We start from the raw sequence: 22,565 nt of genomic DNA, 5'->3' as shown, positions 1-22,565 counted from the left end.
AGACCCTACATTCTCGCATTCCCGTGCCCCGACGCTACGATTCCGACGACATCGACGATTTCGACGACGACGACCAGCAGGACAGCGGCCCGCTGTGGCGGCGCCGGCTGATCACCTGGAGCATGGCTGCGGTCGCGTTGGGATTGGGTTTCCTCATTCCCTATACGCTGTACCTGAACCAGCAGGTGACCCAGCGTTTCGGCGAGCTGCGCTGGCAGATCCCGACGCGCGTCTACGCGCGCCCACTGGTGCTCACCCCCGGCAAGGCGATGGATGCGTCCACGCTGAAGACCGAGCTGGCCGCCTCCGCCTACCGCGATGACGGCCAGGGCAAGGAGCCGGCCACCTATGCGGTGAACGGCGGGCGCTTCGTCATCTCCAGCCGCGGCTACAACGACGTCGATGGCCGGGTTGCCCCGCGCCGGCTCGAGTTGTCACTGGCCGATGGTGCGGTCGCCTCGCTGCGCGACGCCGACAACCGCAAGGCCTTGAAGGCCGCGCGGTTGGACCCGGCCCGCATCGCCACCCTGTACGGCCAGAAGCAGGAAGAACGCCGCCTGATCCGCATGGACGAGGCGCCGGACCTGCTGGTGACCGGCCTGCAGGCGGTGGAGGACAAGGACTTCAACCGCCACCACGGCATCGACCTGTCCGGCATCGCCCGTGCGGTGTGGGTGACCATCCGCTCCGGTGGCCAGAGCCGCCAGGGCGCCTCTACGCTGACCCAGCAGCTGGCCCGCAGCGGCCTGCTCGGCATCGGCAAGGAGCAGACGGTTACCCGCAAATTCAACGAAGTGCTCTACGCGCTGATCATGGAAGCGCGCTACGACAAGCGCACCATCTTCGAGGCCTACCTCAACCAGGTGTACCTGGGCCAGCGTGGCAGCCAGGCCATCCATGGCATGTCCTCTGGCGCCGAGTTCTGGTTCGGTCGCGACCTGCAGTCGCTGGAGACCGAGCAGATCGCGCTGCTGATCGGCCTGGTCAAGGGCCCGTCCTTCTACGACCCGCGGCGCAATCCGGAACGCGCGCTGGATCGCCGCAACTTCGTGCTGGGCAAACTGCACGAAGCCACGCTGATCGATGACGCCGAGTACCAGCGTGCGTTGAAGGCCCCGCTGGGCGTGCCCAAGACGCCGGGCCTGGTTGCCGCCAACCGCTTCCCCGCCTATGTCGATCTGGTCCGCCGCCAGCTCGGCCATGACTATCCGGAATCTGCCCTGCAGGGCGCCGGCCTGAGCGTGATGACCGGTATGTCGCCATCCGCGCAGGCCTATGCCGAAGGCGCGGTGACCCGCACCATCAAGTCGCTGGAGAGCAAGCGTCGCCCCGAACTGCAGGCCGGCATGGTGCTGACCGACGTGCACAACGGTGACGTGCTGGCGGTGATCGGCAGCCGTGAAGTGTCCGAAGTCGGCTTCAACCGCGCCATCGAGGCACAGCGCCCGGTCGGCTCGTTGCTCAAGCCGTTCGTGTACCTGCTCGCGTTGGCGCAGCCGGATCGCTACTCGCTGGCCAGCTGGGTCGACGATTCACCGGTGACCGTCCAGCTCGGCCGCGGCCGCAACTGGAACCCGGGCAACGCGGACAACCGCAGCCACGGCACCGTGCGCCTGATCGACGCGCTGGCGCATTCCTACAACCAGGCCACGGTGCGCGTGGGCATGCAGGTCGGCCCCGAGCGTGTGACCCAGCTCATCCACGTGCTGGCCGGCATCAAGGCCGAGGCGAATCCGGCGGTGATTCTCGGTTCGACCGACCAGAGCCCGTACGCGATGGCCCAGCTGTACCAGTTCCTCGCGTCCGGTGGCGAAATCCAGCCGCTGCATGCGGTGCGTGGCGTGCTCGATCCGCAGGGCAAGCTGCTCAAGCGTTACGACAAGACCCCGGCACCGGCCCAGGAAGGCGACTCGATTGCCGCCAACCTGATCAGTGTCGGCCTGCAGCAGGTGGTTGCCAGCGGCACCGCGCAGCGCCTGAACGCCGATGGCCTCGGCCGCCTGCAGCCGGCCGGCAAGACCGGTACCACCAACGATGGCCGCGACAGCTGGTACGCCGGTTACACCGGCGATCATCTGGCGGTGATCTGGATCGGCAACGACCAGAACGAGCAGGCCGGCCTGTACGGTGCCACCGGCGCGATGCGGGTCTGGTCGGGCATCTTCCAGCGCCTGCCGAGTGCGCCGCTGCGGGTCAGTAATAAGGGCCTGGACTGGCAGTCGGTGGCGCCGACCGGACTCAACAGCACGGATGAAGGCTGTCCGGGCGCGCGTCGTTTCCCGTTCGTGGTGGGCTATGCGCCGGCCTATGCACCGTGTGCGCCGGCGGTGTCGCCGGACGGGCAGGGTGCCGAAGGCGAGGGCGGTGGCTGGCGTAGCTGGTTCGGCCTGGACCGCAAGCCTGAGCCGCCTGCTGAACCTGCCGCGGCGCCCGCCGCCGCCACTCCTCCCCCGAGCCGATGATGCCGATGAACATGCGATCCCTGCTGCAGCCCCTGGCCCTGACCGGCCTCAGCCTGGCCCTGGCCGCCTGCGTCAGCAGCGCACCGCCGGTGGCCAAGCCGCCGGTTGATACCACCACGCCGGCACAGCGCCTGGCTGCGGTGGAAGCGGCCGCAGGTCCGGACGACAAGGAGCTGTCGGTGCAGCCGCTGCGTGATTCGCAGGTGGAGGACCTGCGGGTGACCGCACAGACGCAGCGCCAGGCCAACGACCTGGCCGGTGCCGCCAGCAGCCTGGACCACGCGCTGGAAATCGTGGCCGGTGACCCGGCGGTGCTGCAGGAGCGTGCCGAGCTGGCGCTGTTGCAGGGCCAATGGGCACAGGCTGAGACGTTCGCGCGCAAGGCGGTGGATCTGGGCTCGAAGACCGGGCCGCTGTGCCGCCGGCACTGGGCGACGATCGAGCAGTCGCGTCTGGCGCGCGGCGAGAAGGAGAACGCGGTGTCCGCGCATGCGCAGCTGGAAGGCTGCACGGTGCCGGGGATCAAGCGGTACTGAGGTATTCCACTCCATCGGGCGCTGCCCCCTCTGCGGCGCGCTCGCACTGATGGATACAGGTGATGGGCCGGGTAGGTGGGGCGTGCAGGACACGCCGTAAACCCATCCTTGGGGGCTCGATGGCGCCATCCATGGCGCCAACGGTCCTGCACGCCCCACCCACCCGGCCCGCCATGCATCGCGCGGGCCGCAGGCAAGAACAAAATCAAAATCAAAAGCGGGTCGCGCTGCGCGCGCTCGCTGCCGTTTCCTTTCTTCTTTCCCCGTTACTCCCACCGCTTCTGAGCTGCCAGTCGAGCATGCTCGACTTTGCGAAGCCTGTCCCTCCGTCACCGGGAAACTCTCGAAGGCGGGGGACTGTGGGTTTGCGGGGTGTCCGCGGCATGGATGCCGCGGCCAAGCCCCCAAGGTGAAGTGACCCCCGAGACTTGGACGGGGTCAGGCGGCCGACTGGGCCTGCTCCCGGTACTTTATCGGGCTCAGACCTTTCAGTTTCAGTTTGATGCGTTCTTCGTTGTAGTACTGGATGTATTCCACCAGCCCAGCCTCCAGACTCTCGAGGCTGTCAAAGCTGTTCAGGTAGAAGAATTCCGACTTCAGCGTCCCAAAGAAGCTTTCCATCGCCGCATTGTCCAGGCAGTTGCCGCGCCGGGACATGCTTTGTTTCAACGAGTGCTTTTCCAGCATGTGCCGGTAGTTTTCATGCTGGTACTGCCAGCCCTGGTCGGAGTGGATCATGGGGCGCTCATCCGGGGGAAGCTTCTTGATGGCCTCCTCCAGCATTTGGCCCACCAGATCAAATACGGGCCGACGCTTGATCTGATAAGCCACGATTTCGCCGTTGTAGAGGTCCATGATCGGCGACAGGTACAGCTTCATGCCCTGCACCTTGAACTCGGTCACGTCAGTCACCCATTTCTGGTTGGGGCGCTCGGCATGGAACTGGCGATTGAGGTCATTGCCAACCACAACATTGGCCGCCCCCTTGAAGGCCTGGTAGCGCTTCACACGCACCCGCGATTTCAGTCCCATCTCCCCCATCAGGCGCTGAACCCGCTTGTGATTGGTCCGATGACCCTGATTGGCTAATTCCAGCGTCACCGTGCGATAGCCATAGCGCCCTTGGCTTTGATCGTAGATTGCACGGATGCGCTCGCACAGGGCTGCCTCATCCTGATCCGGATGGGCCAGGACATGGTTCTGGTAATAGAACGTACTGCGTGACAGCTCAGCTGCTTCGAGCAGAAGCGACAGCGTATGAACCTGCCTCAATCCTTGGACGGCTTGCGCTTTGCGTCCTGCGCCGCCTGCTCTTCCCGGATCAAGGCATCGAGTTTTTTTAGGTAGTCGGTCTCCGCACGCAGATAGGCGACTTCCTTGAGCAGCTCATCGCGGCTCATATCTTCAGGTGGCTTGGACGAACGGGTCTTTTTCATCGGCTTTCGGGGCGGCGGCGGAGGGGGTGCCAACGCTTGGGCACCGCCTTGAGCATACAGGCGCCGCCATCGCCCCACCGCGCCGGCATCGCCAATTTGAAAGTAGGTGGTGGCCTCCCGCCCGGACAGGCCGTCCTGGCTCATTTTCTCCAGGACAGCCAGCTTGAACGGGAGGTCATAGGACCGGGCCTGGCGATGAAATCCCCGCCTCCCATGCAGCCGATAGGTCGCCACCCAGCGCCTGACCGTGGAGAACTCCAGGCCGTGGCGACGGGCAATGGCTTTGACCGATGTGGAGGTCTTGCAGGCCTCTTTGGCGACCTGCAGTTTGAAACGCGCGTCGTATTTGTTCATGTATCCCTCGGGGTTGGATCTAGCGTCCAACTCCCGGGGGGCACTTCAAGGACGGGTTTACGGCGTCCCCGCAAACCCACAGTCCCCCGCCAGCCCTCAGTACAACCCAGAGCCGTGAACAGCGCTGTTGCCGTTGCTTGTGCTCCGGCTTGAAACGGGTGCCGGGCAGCGCCCGGCCGGGTATCCTTTCCCTCTGATGTCCGACCTTGTCCATGCCAGCCGCGAAGCCCTCAGCGACGGCGGCGCGCTCGCCTCGCACCTGGATGCATTCGTCCCGCGTCCGGCACAGCTGCACCTGACCGAAGCCATCGCCGATGCGCTGCAGCAGCGTGATCTGCTGCTGGCCGAGGCCGGTACCGGCACCGGCAAGACGTTTGCCTATCTGGTGCCGGTGCTGCTGTCCGGGTTGCGCACCATCATCTCCACAGGCACCCGCGCGCTGCAGGACCAGCTCTACCATCGCGATCTGCCGCGCGTGCGCCAGGCGCTCGGGGTCGGCCTGCGCAGTGCGCTGCTGAAGGGGCGTGCGAATTACCTGTGCCGCTACCGCTTGCAGCAGGCGCGTGGAGAGCCGCGTTTTTCCAGCCCCGAACAGGCAGCGCAGTTCCAGCGCATCCTGGCCTGGTCCGGTCGCTCGGAGTTCGGTGACATCGCCGAGCTCGACGGGCTGGCCGACGACTCCCCATTGCTGCCGATGGTCACCTCCACCGTCGACAACTGCCTGGGCACCGATTGCCCGTTCTGGGATGACTGCTTCGTGGTGCGTGCGCGGCAGCGTGCACAGGCTGCCGATGTGGTGGTGGTCAATCATCACCTGCTGCTGGCCGATCTGGCCCTGAAGCAGGATGGCTTCGGTGAACTGCTGCCGGGCGCCCAGGCCTTCGTCATCGACGAGGCGCACCAGTTGCCCGAACTGGCCGCGCAGTTCTTCGGCGAGGGTTTTGGCATGCGCCCGTGGCAGGAGCTCGGGCGCGATTGCCTGGCTGAAGCACGCGGTGTGGGCGGCGCGCAGTCGGCGCTGCAGGAACCGGTCGACCAGTTGCAGCAGGCGCTGCTGGCGCTGCGTTCGGCGATGGAGGGACTGCCGCCGCGTGGCACGCAATGGCGCGCTGGCGATGCCACAGGTGCGCGACGGCTTCGATACGGTGATGGCAGGGTTGGTGACCCTGGAGCAGGCATTGCAGCCGCTGCGCGAAGCGGCGGCGGGTCTGGATGCCTGTCATGCGCGGGCGCGTGAGGCGGTCTCGCGGCTCAGCCGCTGGTTGGGCGATGACGAGCCCACTCTCGACTTCGATACCGATCCGGCGGACACTGCCAGCGCGGCTGATGTGCTCTGGTACGAGCTCACGCCACGTGGTTTCCGTTGCCAGCGCACGCCGATGGATGTGTCCGGTCCGCTGCGTGAGCATCGCGAGCGCAGCCGTGCCGCGTGGATCTTCACTTCGGCAACGCTGACCGTGGGCGGTGGTTTCGATCACATCGCCACCCGCCTGGGCCTGGACGATCCGCACACGCTGGTGCAGCCAAGCCCGTTCAATTGGCCCGAGCAGGCGCTGTGCTACCTGCCCGAAGGCCTGCCCGATCCGGCGGCGCGCGGGTTTGGCACCGCGCTGATCCAGACCTTGCGGCTGGTGTTGCAGGCCTCGCAGGGCAGGGCGTTCCTGTTGTTCGCCTCGCACCGTGCATTGCGTGAGGCCGCCGAGGCATTGCGCGACGGGCCGTGGCCGTTGTTCGTGCAGGGCGAGGCACCGCGCGCGACGCTGCTGCAGCGCTTCCGTGAATCAGGCAATGGCGTGCTGCTCGGCTCGGCCAGTTTCCGCGAGGGCGTGGATGTGGTCGGCGAAGCGCTGAGCGTGGTGATGATCGACAAGCTGCCGTTCGCGGCGCCGGGCGATCCGGTGTACGAGGCGCGGCTGGAGGCGATCCGCAGCCAGGGCGGCAATCCGTTCCGCGACGAGCAGTTGCCGCAGGCGGTGATCGCATTGAAGCAGGGTGTCGGCCGCCTGATCCGCAGCGAGAGCGACCGTGGCGTGCTGGTACTGTGCGACCCGCGCCTGCTCAACCGGGGCTATGGCCGGGTCTTCCTCGATTCGCTGCCGCCGTTCCGGCGTACTCGCAGCCTGGCCGATGTGCAGGCCTTCTTTACGCCACAATGGGCGCCTGCGGCCGATGATGAGGCTGCCCCAGTCGCTGTTGCGACCGGCCCTGAGCCGGCGCCCGGTGCCACGTTCCCCCTGTTCTGACCCGATCCGATGAAACTGCTCGCCTTTGAAACCGCCACCGAAGCCTGTTCCGTTGCCCTGCATGTCGATGGGCAGGTGCTGGACCGCTTCGAGATCGCCCCGCGCCGGCACGCCGAACTGAGCCTGCCGTGGGCGGAGGCGCTGCTGGCCGAAGCCGGCATCAGCCGCCGCCAGCTGGACGGCATCGCGCTCAGCCGCGGCCCCGGCGCGTTCACCGGCGTGCGTCTTGCGATCGCGATTGCCCAGGGCATTGCGCTGGCCCTGGACCGTCCGCTGTTGCCGGTCTCGACGCTGCAGGTGCTGGCGTTGCGGGCACCGACAGAAGAAACGCAGATCCTGTCAGCGATCGATGCGCGGATGGGCGAACTGTATGTCGCGCGCTTCGAGCGTGTGGACGGCCTGCCGGTGGTGCGTGATGCCGAGTGCGTATGCGCACCCGCTGCGGTATCGCTACCGGAAGGGCTGTCCGCCTACGGCGTCGGTACCGGGTTTGGTGCGGCCGAGGGCGCGCTTGTTACGCAGTTGGGCGCTGGCCTGCGCGGCGTTGATGTGCACCCACTGCGCTGCCGCGGGCATCGGACGTGCTGGCGCTCGCGGTGCCGGCCTTCGCGCGCGGCGAAGCCATCGCACCGGAGAAGGTCGAGCCGGCGTACCTGCGTGACAACGTGGCACTGACCCTGGTCGAGCAACAGGCCGCGCGCGAGGCGAAGGCGAAGGCCAACGGCTGAGCCCCTCGTGGCGGGGTTGGTTGATCGCGTAAATCAAAAGCCGCGCTTGGCCGGGCGGGGTGGGTTCGCGGGGGACGCCGTGAACCCCGCTCCGCGGTCCGGCCCAGCCGCTGGCGGCTGTGCGTTCGGGCGCTTGCGAAGCCGTGCTTCGCAAGCAAAGCGCCCTCACCCCTGGGGGCTTAGCCGCGCCATCCATGGCGCGGATACCCCCGCGAACCCACCCCGCCCGACCTCTGACAGTTTCCGTGTGCGTCCGCCACGGAAAATCAAAAGAAAATCAAAGTCAAAAGCGGATCGCTTCGCTCGCATCCACGCATAGCGTGGATGTGTGTCGACCAAGGTCGACACCTACCAACAGCGGAGCGGGACGCGATGCGCCGGGATCTGTCAGGGGTGGGGCGGGGTGGCTGGGCAGGACCGTTGGCGCCATGGGCCCGAGGCATGCCTCGGGCGGGTTGGGAAGGATGCCCAACCCCGGTCTTGCCGTGTGCGCAGGACAGCGCGCACGAGCAAGGCGCCATCGAGCCCCCAGGGATGGGTTTACGGCGTGTCCTGCCCAGCCACCCCGCCACACCAAATCCACAGTCCAACCGCCGCCTTTGACGTTGACGTTGACGTTGACGTTCAGCGGGTCCCGGGCCGCAGGCCCGGGCAACAAAACCCTATCGGTCGTCGTGCAGGGTGCCGCCCGGCAGGAACACCCACGTGCGGGTGACCTGCAGGATATCGATCTCATCCTCGGTCTTCGGCAACGGCGGGAACGGCTGCGCCAGCTTCACCACCCGCAGAGCCGCCTCATCCAGCAACGGCGTCCCGCTCGAACGCAGGATCCGGCTGCTTTCCACGCTGCCATCGCGGCGCACACCCACGCTGATCACCACCTGGCCACCCAGGCGGCGCTGCCGGGCCTCGTCCGGGTAGTTCAGGTTGCCGACGCGCTCGGCGCGATCGACCCAGGCACGCAGGTAGTTGGCATAGGCATATTCGCGCGTGCTGGCCGACACGAACTTGCGGTTCGGACGCTTGGCGTACTGCGCCGAGCGCAGGTGCACTTCGGCGGCCAGGCGCGCCATCTCCACGTCGCGCTGTTCGCGTGCGCTCAAGGGCGCATCCGGTTCGGGCTGATCCGGCGTGGGCCGGGACTGTGCCTGCGCGACCACCTCTTCGCCATTGCGGCTGCTGACCACCCGCGCCTGCGGCGGCGGAACCGGTGCGGCCGATTGCTGCTGCTGCGGAATCGGGCTGATTCCGGACTGGGCCTGCGGCACGATGCCGGCCTGGTTGTCACGCGGACGCTGTGCGCGGTCGTGTTCGCCACCGCCTTCCTGGTTGGCTGCGGCCAGGAAATCAGCCTGCTTCGGCGTCAGTGCGGTGCGGGTCTGGCTGAAGATCACTTCCAGCGTCGGCACCAGCGGTGCATCGCCCTTCACGGCGAAGCCCACGCCCAGGATCAGCAGGGCGTGGACCAGCACCGACAACGCGATGGTCGCCCCCAGCCGTTGCGCTTCGCGCGGCGGCGGGGGCAGTACGGCAGGTGCGGACGGCATCAGCGCAGGCCGGCCTCGAGTGCGTCGAACAGGGTGCCGGCAATGTTCAGGCCGTACTGTGCGTCCAGTTCGCGCACGCAGGTCGGGCTGGTCACGTTGACCTCGGTCAGGTAATCACCGATCACGTCCAGGCCGACGAAGCGCATGCCGCGACGCTTCATCTCCGGCCCGACCTGGGCGGCGATCCAGCGGTCGCGCTCGCTCAGCGGGCGGCCTTCGCCGCGGCCACCGGCGGCGAGGTTGCCGCGGAATTCATCACCCTGCGGGATGCGCGCCAGGCAGTAATCGACCGGCTCACCATCGACCAGCAGGATGCGCTTGTCGCCGGCGGTGATGTCGGGGATGAACTTCTGTGCCAGCGCCATCCTGTGGCCGCCGTCGGTCAGGGTTTCCAGGATCACATTCAGGTTCGGATCGCCCTTGCCGCTGCGGAAGATCGAGCGGCCGCCCATGCCATCCAGCGGCTTCAGCACGGCCTGGCCGTGTTCCAGGGCAAAGGCCTTCAGCGCCTTGGCGTCGCGGCTGACCAGGGTCGGCGGGCAGCACTGCGGGAACAGCAGGGCGGCCAGCTTCTCGTTGTAGTCGCGCAGGCCCTGCGGGTTGTTGACCACGCAGGCACCGGCAGCGGCGGCCACGTCCAGCACCTGGGTGTCGTAGATGTACTCGGCGTCGACCGGCGGGTCCTTGCGCATCAGCACGATCTGGCCGGGACCGAACTCGGTACGGCTGAACGCACCCAGCTCATACCAGCCGGCCGGGTCGTCGCGCACCTGCAGCGGTGCGGTCTGGGCCACCGCCACGCCACCTTCCAGGGCCAACCCGCCCGGGCGCACGTAGCGCAGGGCATGGCCGCGGCGCTGGGCTTCCAGCAACATGGCGAAGGTGGTGTCCTTGGCGATCTTGATGTGGGCGATGGGGTCCATCACCACGATGACGTTCAACGGCATGGGCGCACCTGTCTGGCAAGGCGTTGATGGTAGCGGCAACGCCGGTCGCGCGCCTCCCCGCCGTACTGCAACGCTGCGTCCGCCCGGCGCCGCGCACGCATTGCGAAACCCGTCACGTTCAGGAGGGGGCGATGCCCCACGCCATGGGGCGGCCTTGAAGCGGGCGCGGAAAGTGCGATATAGATACGCTTTCGTAGCGGCCCCCGCCAGAGATCGGGCCGTGCGCTTGGGGATAGGCAATGACTGAAAACACGACTGCGGGCGGGGAACTCGCAGGACTCCGGGTGATGGTCATCGATGATTCGAAGACCATCCGCAGGACTGCGGAAACGCTGCTCAAGCGCGAAGGCTGCGAGGTGGTCACCGCCACCGACGGCTTCGAAGCACTTGCGAAGATCGCAGACCAGCAACCGCAGATCATCTTCGTCGACATCATGATGCCGCGCCTGGACGGCTACCAGACCTGTGCGCTGATCAAGGGCAACCAGCTGTTCAAGGCGACCCCGGTCATCATGCTGTCGTCCAAGGATGGCCTGTTCGACAAGGCGCGGGGACGCATCGTCGGCTCGGAGCAGTACCTGACGAAGCCTTTCACGCGTGAAGAACTGCTGGGTGCCATCCGCACATACGTCAACGCCTGACCAGGGGGGAAAGGCACAATGGCTCGTATCGTTCTGATCGAGGATTCACCGACCGACCGCGCGGTGTTCACCCAGTGGCTGCGCCGTGCCGGCCATGAGGTGCTGGAAGCGGACAACGCCGAGGATGGACTGCAGCTGGTCCGCGACCAGGTGCCGCAGCTGGTGCTGATGGACGTGGTCCTGCCCGGCATGAGCGGCTTCCAGGCCACCCGCGCGATGGCCCGTGACGCAGCGATCAAGCACATCCCGGTGATCATCGTCAGCACCAAGGCGATGGAAACCGACAAGGCATGGGGCCTGCGCCAGGGCGCAGCCGATTACATCGTCAAGCCGCCGCGCGAGGATGAACTGATCGCGCGGATCAACGAACTGGTGGCCTGATGCGCTCGCCCTTCGACATCCTCGAAGCCTATGAACGGCGCAGCCTGGCCCATGCGGTGCAGCTGCCCGAGCGGCAGTTCGCCCAGGACCTCTGGCGTGGCGTGGGCTACCGCGTCGGCCAGCGCCGGCTGGTATCCGATTTCCGCGAAGTGGTGGAAATCGTGCCGATGCCGCCGGTCACCCCGGTGCCGTGCGCGCAGCCGTGGCTGCTGGGCGTGGGCAACCTGCGCGGCAACCTGTTCCCGGTGGTCGACCTGAAGTACTTCCTGGAAGGCACGCGTACCGTGCAGCAGGAAGGCCAGCGCGTGCTGATCATGCGCCAGGCCGGCGGCGACGTCGCGCTGACCATCGATGAACTGTTCGGCCAGCGCAGCTTCGAACTGGACCAGCAGATCGCGGCCGGCACGCTGGCCGAAGGGCGCTACGGCCACTTCGTCGATCGCGCCTTCCATGCCGACGGCCATGACTGGGGCGTGTTCTCGCTCTCGCTGCTGTCGCGTACCCCTGAATTCCGGCAAGCCGCGGCCTGAGGCCGGGCATCGCCCCCTGCATTGAAGATCGAGGTTGAACGATGAGTACTGCTTCGGACGCCACCAAGACCGGCAAGCTGCGGCTGGGCGGCAGCAACCTCTGGCTGTTCCTGCTGCTGGCATCGATGATCCTGTTCGGCGTCAACACCGGCGTCGCCACCTGGCAGGGCAGTCGCCTGGCCGATGCCGGTTCCAAGGCAGCCGACCTGCAGGTGCTGTCGCAGCAGCTGGCCAACCAGGGCCGTGACGCGGTGGGCGGCAACGCGCAGGCGTTCACCGCCTTCAAGGCGACCCGCAACGCGATCGAACAGAACGTGTCGACCCTGCAGGGGCGCTACGGCAAGGAGCCGGGTGTGTCGGGTGCGATCGCCACCCTGGCCGAAACCTGGGCGCCGCTGGGCAAGCAGGCCGGGCAGCTGGTCGCCAGTGAACCGGCGGTGCTGGCGCTGGCCGGCAATGCCAACAACTTCACCGGCGCGGTGCCGGGCCTGCAGGCCCAGCTGAACGAGCTGGTGCGTGCGATGTCCGCCTCCGGCGCGCCGTCGTCGCAGGTGTACAGCGCCCTGCAGCAGGTGGTGGTGGCCGGCTCCATGGCCCGTCGCGTGACCGAAATGCGCGCCGGTGGCAGCGCTGCGGCGACGTCCGGCGATGCACTGGCACGCGACATCACCGTGTTCTCGCAGGTGCTCGACGGCCTGCGCAACGGCAACGAGGAACTGGGTATCACCGCCGTGCGTGGTGCTGCCGCCGTGGCCGCGCTGGAGCAGTCGCAGCAGAAGTGGGAAGCGATGAAGCAGGACGCTGACGCGATCCTGGCCAGCTCGCGCCAGCTGTTCGCCGCACAGTCGGCGGCCACTGCGCTGGGCCAGGGGTCGGCACACATGCTGGACGACAGCCGCAAGCTGTTCGAGGCGTTCTCCTCGTTCGGCTCGGTGTCCGATACCCGCCTGTTCCCGAACTTCTGGATCGGCGTGGTGTCCGGTGCGCTGTCGCTGATCGCGATCATCGGCTTCGTCTCCACCAACGTGCGCAGCCGCTCGCGCGAGCAGGAACTGCGCTACCAGACCCAGGTGGAGTTCAACAGCCGCAACCAGCAGGCGATCATGCGGCTGCTGGACGAAATCTCCTCGCTGGGTGAGGGCGACCTGACAGTGAAGGCCTCGGTGACCGAGGACATGACCGGCGCCATCGCCGACGCGATCAACTACGCCGTCGACGAGCTGCGCCACCTGGTGACCACCATCAACGACACCTCGGCCAAGGTCGCGCTGTCCACCCAGGAAACCCAGGCCACCGCCATGCAGCTGGCAGAAGCGGCGGGCCACCAGGCCAACCAGATCACCTCGGCTTCGGACCGCATCGGCGAAATCGCGGCGAGCATCGAACAGGTGTCGCGCAACTCGGCCGAGTCGGCCGACGTGGCACAACGCTCGGTGGTAATCGCCGCCGAAGGTGCCGGCGTGGTGCGCGAGACCATCCAGGGCATGGACCAGATCCGTGACCAGATCCAGGAAACCTCCAAGCGCATCAAGCGCCTGGGCGAATCGTCGCAGGAAATCGGTTCGATCGTGGAACTGATCAACGACATTTCCGAGCAGACCAACATCCTGGCGTTGAACGCAGCGGTGCAGGCGGCCTCGGCCGGTGAAGCAGGCCGCGGTTTCGCGGTCGTGGCCGACGAAGTGCAGCGCCTGGCAGAACGTACCTCCGGCGCGACCCGACGCATCGAGAACCTGGTGCAGGCCATTCAGGCCGATACCAACGAAGCGGTCACCTCGATGGAACAGACCACCGCCGAAGTGGTGTCCGGTGCACGCCTGGCCGAGGACGCCGGCACCGCGCTGACCGAAATCGAGCGCGTGTCCAATGCACTGAACACCCTCATCAAGAACATCTCCATCGCCGCCCAGCAGCAGTCGGCTGCGGCCTCGGACATCACCCGCACCATGGGCGTGATCCGGCAGATCACCGGCCAGACCTCGCAGGGTGCCGGGCAGACCGCCGAATCGATCGGTCACCTCGCGCAGCTGGCGGCCGACCTGCGCCGTTCGGTCGCCGACTTCAAGCTGCCGGCGTGACGCGGGCAGGGCGGCGAGCAAGGAACCAGTCGATGAAGCATTTCCATTCCCCACGCCAGAACTCGCGCGGCTTCCGCGCGACGGCGACCGGAGCGCGTCCATGAGCAGTCTGCGCGATGCGATGAGCCACGCAGCGCTGGGCTGGGTCAAGCCCGAGCTGGACGAGACCCTGCGTCAGGTGCGCAACGAGGTCGAGTACTACGCGGAAGACCCGGCCGATGCCAGCCGCATGCGCATCTGCGCCGGCTACCTGCACCAGGTGCAGGGCACCCTGCGCATGGTCGAGCTGTACGCCCCGGCGATGGTGGCCGAGGAGCTTGAACAGCTGGCCAATGCCATCGGCGCCGGTAGCGTGGCTGATCGGGATGAAGCCTGCGCGACCCTGATGCGTGGCAGCGTGCTGCTGCCCGACTACCTGGAGCGGCTGCAGAACGGCCACCGCGATATTCCGATCGTGCTGATGCCGCTGCTCAACGAAATCCGTGCCGCGCGTGGCGAAGAGGGCGTGCATGACAGCGTGCTGCTGGCGTTCGCGCCGGACAGCGTCAGCGCCACCGAGGCCGAGCTGGACCATGCCCGTGGCAGCCTGAGCGGGCGCAACCGCGAGCTGCTGGATACCGTGGGCAGCGCGGTGAAGGAAGAACTGCTGCGCATCAAGGATGCGCTGGACCTGCACCTGCGTACTGGCGGTGCGCCCGAACAGCTGCAGACCCAGGCCAACGAACTTGGCGCCGTGGCCGATACGCTGGGCATGATGGGCCTGGGCGTGGCCCGTGGCGTGGTCGTGCAGCAGCGCGATGCGCTGCGTGGCGTGGTCGAAGGCCGCCAGCAGATCGACGAGAACCTGCTGCTGGATATCGCCGGCGCATTGCTCTACGTGGACGCGTCGCTGGACGACCAGGTCGCCCATCTGGGCGCCGGCGGCAGTGGCGAAGATGATCCGAGCGCGGTCGAGAACCGGCGCACGGTGGAGGTGCTGGCACATGAGGCCATCGCCAACTTCGCCGCCGCCCGCGAGCATTTTGTCGCTTTCATTGAAACCAGCTGGAACCATGCCGAGCTGCAGGACGTGCCGCGCCTGCTGGGCGATGTTTCCGGCGCGCTGCGCATGCTGGATCTGGGCACGGCTGCCGATTACCTGCGCGGTGTGCAGCAGTACATCGAAGCCGAGCTGATCGGTCGCCAGCGCGTGCCCAGTGGCCGCCAGCTGGACACCCTGGCCGACGCCATGGCCAGCCTGGAGTATTACCTCGAAGCCCTGCGCGACCGTCGGCCGGGGCGCGAGGACATCCTCGACATCACCCGCAGCAGCCTTGAAGCGCTGCGCTATTGGCCGTTGCCGGAGCGCAACGCGGCGGAACCTGTTGCAGCCGCGCCGATTGCGTTTGCGTCGCTGCTGATCGAGCGCGAGCCGGTCACGCTGCAGGCCGAGCCGCTGCAGCCGGAGCCCATCGAGATTCCGGTGCAGCCGGCCGCGCCTGCCGCCGGCACGGTGCCGGTGCCGCTGCCGGACTTCACCTTCGATCCGCCACCGGCCACGCCTGCACCGGAGGTGGTGGACAACCGCCTGATGTTCGGGGCGCTGGGGAGTGTCGCCTCCACACCGCTGTCGCTGCATGACGACGCGGATGCACCGCTGGTCTTCGCCGCCTCCAGCGCACCTGCGCCCGAGGTACCGCAATGGGATCTCGCACCGTTCCATCCGGATTCCGAGCCGACCGCGAGTGCCGAAGACGAGCGCAGTCCGACCTTCGCCAGCTTCGACCCGGTCAGTTTCGAACGGACCGAAACCAGCGTGGAACCGGCGCCGCAGTGGACACTGTCGGAGGCAACACCGCCGGCATTGGCCGATGTGGCTGTGATGGATGTCGAGGACGACGTCGACGCGTCGGTGCCCTTCGACACCGCTGACGTTGCCGCGCCCGTGTTCGACCCGGTGGCTGCCGAGCACGATGTGGTCGCCGCCGGTGACGACGTGGTGTTCCGTTTCGACGCCGATGCGCTGGACAATGCCGACGACGTGCTGTCGCTGCACGCGATGGAGACGCTGTCGCTGGACGACGACGCCGGATTGCACCCGGCGCTGGAGATCGTCGATCCCGCTGCATCCGTGCGGGTGGACGAAAGCCCTGTGGTTGCCGAAGCGGACGCGGTTCCGGCGGATGTGCAGGAGGACGTGCCCGCGCCGATGGCCGAGGTGCTGACGCCGGTCTCCGATGCACCGGCACCGGCGGTGTCGGTGATTGATATCGACACCATCGCGCCCATCGACTTCAGCGAAGCCGACGCGCAGTTCTTCGCCGAGCTGAGCGCCGCGGCGGCCGATTTCAATCCGCAGGCCATGGCGGCTCCACCCGCTGCGGACATCCCGGTCGTGGCCGGCACCGAGACCGGCTTCGAGGCCGGCTTCGACGACGATGCCGAGAACATCGACGAGGACATCCGCGAGGTGTTCCTGGAAGAGTTCGACGACGAGCTGGCCAACCTGGGCACGCTGCTGCCGGCATGGCGCATGCAGCTGGACAACATGGACCGGCTGCGGCCGATCCGCCGCATCTTCCACACCCTCAAGGGCAGTGGCCGCCTGGTGGGTGCACGCACCCTGGGCGAGTTCGCCTGGAAGATCGAAGGCATGCTCAATCGCGTGCTCGATGGCAGTCGCCCGGCGACTCCGGCGGTGCTGGCGATGGTCGACAACGCCCATGCCGCGCTGCCGCAGCTGAACGCCGCGCTGCGCCATGGCCAGCGCATCAGCGTGGACCTGCAGGCGATGCAGGCCATTGCCGATCGGGTCGGTGCCGGCGAGGAGACCTTCTACGTGCCGTTGCCGGCTGCGGCCGCACCGGCAGCGACACTGGCCGAGTCCGAAGGCGAAGACGAAATCAGCCGCCTGCTGGAAGCCGAGGCCGCTGCGTCGGCGCAGGCCGATGCCACGGCGGTGGCGGAAGACGCCGGTACCCCGGCCAACATCGACAGCGTACTGCGCGAGATCCTCGAGGCCGAGGTAGAAGTCCACCAGGCGACCCTGCAGGAATGGCTGCGTTCGGCGCAGCAGGCACCGCAGCCGGTCAGCGACGCACTGCTGCGTGCGGTGCACACCATGAACGGCGCCTTCGCGATGACCGAAGTGCCGGAAATCACGGCGGTCACCGGCGGTGCCGAGTCCTACATCAAGCGTGCACTGGCCGCCGACGTGGTGCCTGGCGACGAGGGCGTAGCCGCACTGGATGCGACCGCGCAGGCGATCACCGCGACCATGGAAGCGCTGCAGGCCGAACAGCCGCGGATTGTTCCGCAGGGCGCGCTGGTGCAGCGGCTGCAGGCATTGGCCGGCGAGCTGCCGGAAGCGCGCTGGCCGCTGTTCGCGCTGGAAGACGAGGACGAAGAGGGCGTCGAGCTGGCGCCTGATGCCGAGCAGGCATCCGCGGCCGAAGCGCCGCTGGCCGGGCTGGACACGCTGGACGAAACCAGCATGCCGTCCGCTTTCGATGCGGCGACCGATTTCATTGCCGAGCCGCAGTCGCATGCCGAAGATGCGCTGGAACCGGTTCCAGCTGCAACCGGGCTGGAGGCGCTGGACGTCGCAGCCGACAGCGGCCTGGACGTGGGCGAGCTGACCGCCAGCGACGATCTTTCGCGTTACTTCGACGCCGGCTGGCCGTCGGTGCCGGGCGAGGGTGAACCTGCCGCGGACGACACCGGCGCGATTGAATCGATCCAGCCGATTGAAAGTGCGCCTGATGTTGCCCAGCACGAATCAGATGCCGTGCCGGCGATCGCGACGGTCGACGACGCTGACCTGACCATGGCGGACGATCTGTCGCCGTACCTCGACGCCAGTGCGCTGCCGGTGGATGACCGCGACGCGGAAGAGTTGCCGGTGTCTGCGGAAGTTGACGCGATCGACCTGAATACGCCGTTGCCGTTTGATTCGGACAGTGACGATGACAACGTCATTGACGACGCTGCTGCACTGCCACTCGACAGCGAGCTGTCGAGCCTGCAGGATGAAATGGCTGTGCCGGGTTTTGCAGAACCGGTCACGCTGGCAGCCGCGCTCGAGGCCGGCCTGCACGTGATCGAGGAGGAGCAGACCCTGGACGACGACGGGCAATGGCCCGTGATCGGCCTCCAGGCCAGCGAACTCGCGCCGGGTGAGGCAGATGCCTTTGCCGAGGATGCGGACGTCGGCGGGGAGGCGGCGGTCGGTGAAGGAGAGAGCGCCGATCAGCCGTCCCCGGCGACGGTGATTGAGGAGATCACCGCAGAGGCGCCGCAGGGCGGCACTGCTGCGGTGCGCTTCTTCGAAATGGAAGACGCACCGGGCCAGGGCACGGTCGATACCGATGCACAGGTTGCAGCGACCGACATCGTGCCGCGTGCGCCGCACCACGAGCAGGCACCTGTTGCGGCGGATGCCGAAGACGGCGCCGATGCACTCGACTTCAGCGTGTACGACCGTGAGCTGGTCGATATCTTTGTCGAGGAAGGCAAGGACCTGCTCGACCACTGCGATGGCCTGATCAGCGAACTGCGCGATGCACCGCAGGACCGCGAGGTGCTGGCCGGCCTGCAGCGTGATCTGCACACTCTGAAGGGTGGCGCACGCATGGCTGGCATCAATGCCATCGGCGACCTTGGCCACAGCATCGAATCGCTGCTGGAGGCGGTGGCCGCTGGCCGTACCGAGATCGAACGTCGCGACGTGCAGCTGCTGGAGCGTGGCTTTGACCGCCTGCACCAGCTGCTCACCCGCACCGGCGCGCACCGCGTGGTGGAGCCGGCGCAGGATCTGGTCGAAGCCTTCGAGGTCCGCACCACCATCGATATCGCCGCAGCCGCTGCGGCCGCGCGTGCGGCCAGCGAGATCGAGACCGTGCCCGCACAGGCCGCGGGCCCACTGGCGGCCCCGATCGAAGCGCCGCTGTCGGCTCCGCTTCCGGCCGAGGGCGTGGTCGATGAAGATCCGCTGGCGCGTCCGCAGCAGGAGCAGGTGCGCGTGCGTGCCGACCTGCTCGACCGCCTGGTCAACCATGCCGGTGAAGTGGCGATCTACCGCTCGCGGCTTGAACAGCAGCTGGGTGCCTTCCGTGGTGCCATGGGCGAACTGGAGCGCACCAATGCGCGACTGCGCGACCAGCTGCGGCGACTCGACCTGGAAACCGAGGCGCAGATCGTCGCCCGCTACCAGCGCGAGCAGGACCAGGCCGACCAGAAGTTCGATCCGCTGGAGCTGGACCGCTTCTCCACCCTGCAGCAGCTCAGCCGTGCGCTGAACGAATCGGCGGCTGACCTTGGCGGCCTGCAGGGCGTGCTCGATGATCTGTCACGCCAGTACGATTCGCTGCTGCAGCAGCAGTCGCGCGTCAGCTCCGAGCTGCAGGATGGCCTGATGCGCGCGCATGGTGCCGTTCGATGGCCTGGTGCCGCGCCTGCGCCGCGTGGTCCGCCAGTCCGGCATGGATACCGGCAAGCAGGTCCACCTGACCCTGGAAGGAACCCACGGCGAACTGGACCGCAACGTCCTCGACCGCATGGTCGCGCCGCTGGAACACATGCTGCGCAACTCCGTAGCCCATGGCCTGGAAGCGCCGGAACAGCGCCGCGCCGCCGGCAAGCCGGAGGAGGGCGAGATCGCCATCCGCCTGCACCGCGAAGGTTCGGAAATCGTGCTGGAAGTGGCCGATGACGGTGCTGGCCTGGACCGCGAGGCGATCCGCCGCCGCGCCATCGACCGTGGCCTGCTGGCCGCCGATGCGCAGCCGAACGAGCAGGAGCTGGACAACCTGATCTTCGCGTCCGGCTTCACCACCGCCGACCAGGTCAGCCAGCTGGCCGGTCGTGGCGTGGGCATGGACGTGGTGCGCAACGAAGTGCGCCAGCTCGGTGGCTCGGTCGACATCCAGTCGGTGCGGGGCCAGGGCGTACGCTTCACCCTGCGCCTGCCGCAGACGCTTGCCGTCACCCAGGCGGTGTTCGTGCAGATCGGCGAAACCACCTTCGCGGTGCCGGTGGCCTCGGTCAGTGGTATCGGCCGCCTGTCGCGCGAGCGTTTCGAAGCCGCCGACAGCAGCTACCGTTACAGCGGCGAAGACTATCCGCTGTACGACCTCGGCAGCCTGGTCGGGCAGGCCCCGGCGCGTGCCGATGGCCAGGACCAGGTGCCGCTGCTGCTGGTCCGTGCCGGTGATCTGCGTGCCGCCGTGGCGATCGACCAGGTGCTGGGCAACCGCGAAATCGTGGTCAAGCCGGTCGGCCTGCAGATCGCGTCGGTGCCGGGCATCTACGGTGCCACCATCACCGGCGATGGCCGCGTGGTGGTGATCCTGGACGTGGCGCCGCTGGTGCGCCGCTTCCTCGCCAACCCGACGCTGCCTGTGCTGGCCAACGCACCGCGCCAGGAGCGCCAGGTGCCGCTGGTGATGGTGGTCGACGACTCGCTGACCATGCGCAAGGTCACCGGCCGCATCCTCGAACGCCACAACTTCGAGGTCAGCGTCGCCCGCGACGGCGTGGAGGCGCTGGAGCGGCTGGAAGAGCGCGTGCCGGACCTGATGCTGCTGGATATCGAGATGCCGCGCATGGATGGCTACGAGCTCGCCACCGCGATGCGTGCCGACCCGCGCTACAGGGACGTGCCGATCGTGATGATCACTTCGCGCAGCGGTGACAAGCACCGCCAGCGCGCCTTCGAGATCGGTGTCCAGCGTTACCTGGGCAAGCCGTACCAGGAACTGGACCTGATGCGTAACGTGTACGACCTGCTGGGGATCGCCCGTGTCCGTGAGTGAAACCCAAGCGGCTCCGGCCGTGGCCCTGCTGGCCCGTCCCGGCGCGGCGCGTGAGCGCCTGCGTGAGGCGTTGTCGCACGCCGATGTGCAGCTGGTGCTGGAAGATGATCCCAACACGCTGGAGACGCGGGTCCTGCAGGAGGCGCGCCCACAGTTCGTGGTGATCGCGCTGGAAGCCGCCATCGAGGACGCCTTGGAGCGCCTGGAAGCGGTGCTGTCCGCACCGGGCCTGACCCTGGTCTTCGACGAGGCCGAACTGGCTGCACGTCGTGATGGCTGGGAGGCTCAGCGCTGGGGCCGTCATCTGTCCGCCAAGCTGCATGGCCACCAGCAGGTGTTGCCGCCGGGGGCCGAAGAAGAACCCAGCCTGCAGTTGGAGCCGGGCCACCCGGCACCGCCACCGGCGCCGCAGGAAGAAGCGCTGCAGCCGCACCTGGAGCAGGCATTGAGCTGGGCCGACGAGGTCCCCGCTGACACTCTGTACTCGCCGCCTGCACAGCTGCACGAACCGATCGCGCTGGAACAGGCGCTGGCGGCCTTGCAGCCGGTGGTGCCTGAGCGGCTGGAGGCCCCCGCACTGCCGTCGCTGGCAGAGACCGCGTCCGCAGCACCGCCGCTACCGCCGGTCTCCTTCGACCACACCGCCTGGTCGCTGGTCGAGGACGAGGCCGATGCCTCGGCAACCGCTCCGCACCACGCTGCCGTGGAGGCTCCGCTGCCTTCCTTCGATACCGGTCATCTGAGCCTGGTCGATCTGGATGCCGCAGCGCCCGTGGGCGCACGCGCCGGATCGCTGCTGGTGCTGGCCGGCATCGGTGGCCCGGATGCGCTGCGTCGCCTGCTCGGCGCGCTGCCGCCTTCGCTGAGCGTGCCCGTCCTGGTGCACATGCGCCTGGATGGCGGGCGCTACGGCAACCTGGTCAAGCAGATGGCACGCGTGTCGCCGTTGCCGGTGCAGCTGGCTGAAGCCGGCCAGCGTGCAACTCCGGGTGAAGTGCACGTGCTGGCCGATGACATCGGCGTGCAGGCAGCCAGTGACGGCCTGCATTTCGTCAGCGACGCGCAGGGCATTGCGATTGCCGCGCTGCCAGCTGACCACACCGCGCTGGTCCTGCTCAGCGGCGCTGACCTTGCGCATGTTGGTCCGGCGCTGGATCTGGCCGCCGCCGGTGCATGGGTGGCCGGGCAGGTGGGCGAGGGCTGCTACGACCCGGCTGCGGCCACAGCGGTGGTTGCTGCCGGCATGGTGGCCGGTGAACCGCAGGAACTGGCGCAGGCGATTGCCGGGCGCTGGGGTGAGCAGGACGACAACGGAGAAGCACCATGAGCTATGCCAGCAATGACGAAATCCGTGGCGTCCTGATCCAGGCCGGCAACGCGCGCGTGCTGCTGCCCAATGCCACCGTGGCCGAAATGATGTCGCGCGTGCCGGTGCAGCCGGTCTCCGGTGCGCCGCGCTGGTTGGTCGGCGAGATCGGTTGGCACGGCTGGCAGGTGCCGCTGGTGTCGTTCGCACGTCTTTCGGGACTGGGCGAGGAAGCCGTGAGCGGCCATAACAAGGTGGTGGTACTGAAGGCCCTCAGCGGCAACGCGCAGCGTCCGTACTACGCGCTGCTGACGCAGAACTTCCCGCAGCTGATTTCGGTGCCGCGCGACGGGCTGCTGGCTGACGCCTCGGAAGAAACCCTGCCGGACATCGTGCACATGCGTGTGCTGCTGGGCGAGCAGAGCGCGCTGCTGCCGAACCTGGACGCGCTGGAAGCCGCCCTGGATTCGCTGGAGGCCTGATCGGACATCCGCCGGTCGGGTTCCCGGTAGTGCCGGCCGCTGGCCGGCAACCGCATGATTCCGTGGAGGCCGGCCAGCGGCCGGCACTACCAGGAATCGAGCC

General features: G+C 67.6%; 13 protein-coding genes and 2 pseudogenes. 12 read left to right on the top strand and 3 right to left on the bottom strand.

The window, feature by feature from the left end:
* Positions 1-23 precede the first annotated feature (23 nt).
* Entirely contained in the window at positions 24-2,462 is a 2,439-nt protein-coding gene (mrcB, locus tag ACZK2V_RS17895; RefSeq protein WP_486322637.1) for a penicillin-binding protein 1B, read from the top strand.
* Positions 2,459-2,998 (top strand): hypothetical protein, encoded by a 540-nt coding sequence (locus ACZK2V_RS17890; protein WP_428999591.1) that lies wholly within the window; start codon positions 2,459-2,461, stop codon positions 2,996-2,998. The genes mrcB and ACZK2V_RS17890 overlap by 4 nt, the downstream gene beginning before the upstream one ends.
* Before the next feature lie 438 nt (positions 2,999-3,436).
* Here ACZK2V_RS17890 and ACZK2V_RS17885 read toward each other — a convergent pair.
* A protein-coding gene (locus ACZK2V_RS17885) for an IS3-like element ISStma2 family transposase (protein ID WP_201117120.1) occupies positions 3,437-4,788 on the bottom strand; the annotation gives its coding sequence in 2 pieces (ribosomal slippage) (positions 3,437-4,341 and positions 4,341-4,788; 1,353 coding nt in all).
* A 196-nt stretch (positions 4,789-4,984) separates the two neighbouring features.
* Between ACZK2V_RS17885 and ACZK2V_RS17880 the strand changes: the two are divergent.
* A pseudogene (locus ACZK2V_RS17880) lies at positions 4,985-7,031 on the top strand (ATP-dependent DNA helicase).
* A gap of 9 nt (positions 7,032-7,040) precedes the next feature.
* Positions 7,041-7,759, top strand: a pseudogene (tsaB, locus tag ACZK2V_RS17875) (tRNA (adenosine(37)-N6)-threonylcarbamoyltransferase complex dimerization subunit type 1 TsaB).
* 662 nt (positions 7,760-8,421) lie between these two features.
* Here the strand turns inward: tsaB and ACZK2V_RS17870 are convergent.
* Both ACZK2V_RS17870 and gshB read right to left on the bottom strand, forming a co-directional pair.
* Positions 8,422-9,306: an energy transducer TonB family protein gene (locus ACZK2V_RS17870; protein ID WP_049422140.1), complete on the bottom strand. Its 885-nt coding sequence runs from the start codon at positions 9,304-9,306 to the stop codon at positions 8,422-8,424.
* Positions 9,306-10,253, bottom strand: coding sequence for a glutathione synthase (gene gshB / locus ACZK2V_RS17865; RefSeq protein WP_201117115.1), 948 nt, complete (start codon positions 10,251-10,253; stop codon positions 9,306-9,308). Before gshB ends, ACZK2V_RS17870 begins: the two co-directional genes overlap by 1 nt.
* 239 nt (positions 10,254-10,492) lie before the next feature.
* Between gshB and pilG the strand changes: the two genes are divergently transcribed.
* The 8 genes from pilG to ACZK2V_RS17825 all read left to right on the top strand — a co-directional run bounded on the left by pilG (position 10,493) and on the right by ACZK2V_RS17825 (position 22,462).
* Positions 10,493-10,894: a twitching motility response regulator PilG gene (pilG, locus tag ACZK2V_RS17860; protein ID WP_005418455.1), complete on the top strand. Its 402-nt coding sequence runs from the start codon at positions 10,493-10,495 to the stop codon at positions 10,892-10,894.
* A gap of 18 nt (positions 10,895-10,912) precedes the next feature.
* The gene (locus ACZK2V_RS17855) at positions 10,913-11,275 is read left to right on the top strand and encodes a response regulator (protein ID WP_005410717.1); all 363 of its coding nucleotides are present in this window, start codon (positions 10,913-10,915) and stop codon (positions 11,273-11,275) included.
* Positions 11,275-11,805: a chemotaxis protein CheW gene (locus ACZK2V_RS17850; RefSeq protein ID WP_005410716.1), complete on the top strand. Its 531-nt coding sequence runs from the start codon at positions 11,275-11,277 to the stop codon at positions 11,803-11,805. The genes ACZK2V_RS17855 and ACZK2V_RS17850 overlap by 1 nt, the downstream gene beginning before the upstream one ends.
* Before the next feature lie 41 nt (positions 11,806-11,846).
* On the top strand, positions 11,847-13,883 hold the full coding sequence (locus ACZK2V_RS17845; protein WP_032130100.1) for a methyl-accepting chemotaxis protein: 2,037 nt from the start codon (positions 11,847-11,849) through the stop codon (positions 13,881-13,883).
* Between the two features lie 100 nt (positions 13,884-13,983).
* Complete coding sequence (locus ACZK2V_RS17840) at positions 13,984-19,572, top strand: Hpt domain-containing protein (protein ID WP_486322636.1); 5,589 nt, start codon at positions 13,984-13,986, stop codon at positions 19,570-19,572.
* Positions 19,466-20,674 carry a response regulator gene (locus ACZK2V_RS17835; RefSeq protein ID WP_486323336.1) on the top strand — a complete coding sequence of 403 codons (1,209 nt, stop codon included), beginning with the start codon at positions 19,466-19,468 and terminating at the stop codon, positions 20,672-20,674. Before ACZK2V_RS17840 ends, ACZK2V_RS17835 begins: the two co-directional genes overlap by 107 nt.
* Positions 20,661-22,001, top strand: a complete 1,341-nt coding sequence (locus ACZK2V_RS17830; RefSeq protein WP_201117111.1) for a chemotaxis protein CheB — start codon at positions 20,661-20,663, stop codon at positions 21,999-22,001. Before ACZK2V_RS17835 ends, ACZK2V_RS17830 begins: the two co-directional genes overlap by 14 nt.
* A complete protein-coding gene (locus tag ACZK2V_RS17825; protein ID WP_201117109.1) occupies positions 21,998-22,462 on the top strand; it encodes a chemotaxis protein CheW in 465 nt (154 codons plus the stop codon). The genes ACZK2V_RS17830 and ACZK2V_RS17825 overlap by 4 nt, the downstream gene beginning before the upstream one ends.
* Positions 22,463-22,565: the final 103 nt, after the last annotated feature.

This window comes from Stenotrophomonas sp. 93052_Sma (assembly GCF_056481145.1).
This window is presented reverse-complemented; position numbering and strand designations above follow the sequence as displayed.

What these genes read in the sequence shown, in the direction of transcription:
- ACZK2V_RS17890 (WP_428999591.1), top strand. Translation starts at nt 2,459, where the DNA reads ATGATGCCGATGAACATGCGATCCCTGCTGCAGCCCCTGGCCCTGACC.
- ACZK2V_RS17870 (WP_049422140.1), bottom strand. Translation starts at nt 9,306, where the DNA reads ATGCCGTCCGCACCTGCCGTACTGCCCCCGCCGCCGCGCGAAGCGCAA.
- gshB (WP_201117115.1), bottom strand. Translation starts at nt 10,253, where the DNA reads ATGCCGTTGAACGTCATCGTGGTGATGGACCCCATCGCCCACATCAAG.
- pilG (WP_005418455.1), top strand. Translation starts at nt 10,493, where the DNA reads ATGACTGAAAACACGACTGCGGGCGGGGAACTCGCAGGACTCCGGGTG.
- ACZK2V_RS17855 (WP_005410717.1), top strand. Translation starts at nt 10,913, where the DNA reads ATGGCTCGTATCGTTCTGATCGAGGATTCACCGACCGACCGCGCGGTG.
- ACZK2V_RS17850 (WP_005410716.1), top strand. Translation starts at nt 11,275, where the DNA reads ATGCGCTCGCCCTTCGACATCCTCGAAGCCTATGAACGGCGCAGCCTG.
- ACZK2V_RS17845 (WP_032130100.1), top strand. Translation starts at nt 11,847, where the DNA reads ATGAGTACTGCTTCGGACGCCACCAAGACCGGCAAGCTGCGGCTGGGC.
- ACZK2V_RS17840 (WP_486322636.1), top strand. Translation starts at nt 13,984, where the DNA reads ATGAGCAGTCTGCGCGATGCGATGAGCCACGCAGCGCTGGGCTGGGTC.
- ACZK2V_RS17825 (WP_201117109.1), top strand. Translation starts at nt 21,998, where the DNA reads ATGAGCTATGCCAGCAATGACGAAATCCGTGGCGTCCTGATCCAGGCC.